This is a genomic window from Candidatus Aquicultor secundus (assembly GCF_002791875.1).
Lineage (GTDB): Bacteria > Actinomycetota > Aquicultoria > Aquicultorales > Aquicultoraceae > Aquicultor_A > Aquicultor_A secundus.
On record NZ_PFNG01000057.1, the window covers coordinates 1 to 1,721 of the forward strand.

Sequence of the window (1,721 nt, forward strand, 5' to 3'; positions counted from 1 at the left end):
AGCCGTAATTCGTAATTCCTAGAGTTTGGACCAGGGGCAGAGGCGGCTTTCGAGGAGTTCGAGAAGTTCGTAGACAAGGAGGCCCATTACAGCCATGGCAACGATTCCGCCGAACATGTCGGCGTAGTTGAAACGGCTCCAGGCATCCATGATGAAGTAGCCGAGACCCTCCTCAGTGGCAAACGACTCGGCGAAAAAGAGCACTGCAATGGCGGTTCCCGAGGCGATCCTGATGGCGGTAAATGTTTTAGGCAAACTCGCCGGATAGATCACATGCCTATAAATCTGCCACTTGGTCGCGCCGAGAGACTGCATCGACATAATCGACTGGTTGGGTATTTCGCGCGCGGCATCTCGCGTGGTAACGAGGATTTGGAAGAAGACGATTACTGTTATCAGCACGATTTTTGATACGTCCCCAATCCCTAAAAGAAAGAGGAATACCGGTAAGAATACTACTTTTGGGATGGGATAAAGAATAAAGATAAGCGGCGCGAAAAAGCGGTCGAGGCGCTCTTCCCTTCCCAGAACCAGGCCGATTGGCAGCGCCAAGACCATCCCGAGTGCGGTGCTTACCAGAACCCGGTAGAGACTGATTGCGAAGTGGCGTGAGAGCTCTCCCGGCAGCAGACGGAAGAAATCCGCAAAGACGATCACAGGCGACGGCAGAGCCTGTAGTTTGAATGTGGCTGCTAACGCATACCAGATAACAAAAAGCCCGACGGTTGCACCAACGTATCCTCGCGCCTTATCCAACACGAACACCGTCCTTTAGCATACCGCGCAGTTTCGCACAGTGATCGTAAAAGCCGGGTGTGTTGCGATAATCGGCCTCACCCATCTCTTCGTTGTCGACCATCGAGGTTATCCGCCCGGGGTTTATCCCCATAACCGCTATGCGCCTGCCGAGAAACGCCGCCTCTTCAATACTGTGTGTTACAAGCACAACCGTTAAAGTGCCTGGTAAATGACCGTTTCCATTACCATCTACCTTTACTTTACCGTTAGTTTTACGTTCAAGCCATATATCGAGGACGGTATTTTGCAACTCTTCGCGGGTGAGGGCGTCAAGTGAAGAAAACGGCTCATCCATCAGGAGCAAATCGGGCTCAAGTGAGAGCGAGCGCGCAATTGCCACGCGCTGGCGTTGCCCGCCCGAGAGTTGACCCGGGTATCGGTCGCGCATCTCCCAAAGGCCGAGGCGTTTGAGAATCTTTCCTACCCTCTCCTTGATTTGCCCCTTCGGAATATGCCGCACCCGAAGACCGAGTGCGGCATTATCGAAGACGGTATTCCATTGAAACAATCCGTAGTCTTGCAGAATTAACGCCGTCTGAAGACGCTGCCCTTGCAGCTCATCGCCGTCGATCCTGATACTTCCGCGGGTCGGCTTGATCAGGCCGCTCAACGTATAGAGCAGCGTCGATTTGCCGCAGCCCGAGGGGCCGATTATAGCTAGCGCATCACCCGCCGGAACATGCAAATCAACGCCGTCAAGCGCCGTTACCGTCCGGCCGAGATGCTCGTAATCGACTCCAACGTTGAGAAGATCTACATCGGGCACTAGCTGGGCTGAACCTCCCGGTTGACCAGGTCTTTATACGTTAAACCGGGTTTGATGATATTCTTCTTGACCATCCAATCCAGCACCTGACCCACTTCATCCTTGGTCGGAAGCTGGACTTCCGGATACGTGTTGATCTTATATGAGTTCTCGATCG

At 53.3% G+C, this 1,721-nt stretch carries 2 protein-coding genes; both read right to left on the reverse strand.

Translation table 11 applies throughout. The features are described from left to right. Positions 1-18: 18 nt before the first annotated feature. Positions 19-759: an ABC transporter permease gene (locus COY37_RS02190; protein WP_353682990.1), complete on the reverse strand. Its 741-nt coding sequence runs from the start codon at positions 757-759 to the stop codon at positions 19-21. Next, positions 749-1,564 carry an ABC transporter ATP-binding protein gene (locus COY37_RS02195; RefSeq protein ID WP_286975835.1) on the reverse strand — a complete coding sequence of 272 codons (816 nt, stop codon included), beginning with the start codon at positions 1,562-1,564 and terminating at the stop codon, positions 749-751. The genes COY37_RS02190 and COY37_RS02195 overlap by 11 nt, the downstream gene beginning before the upstream one ends. Between the last annotated feature and the right edge of the window lie 157 nt (positions 1,565-1,721).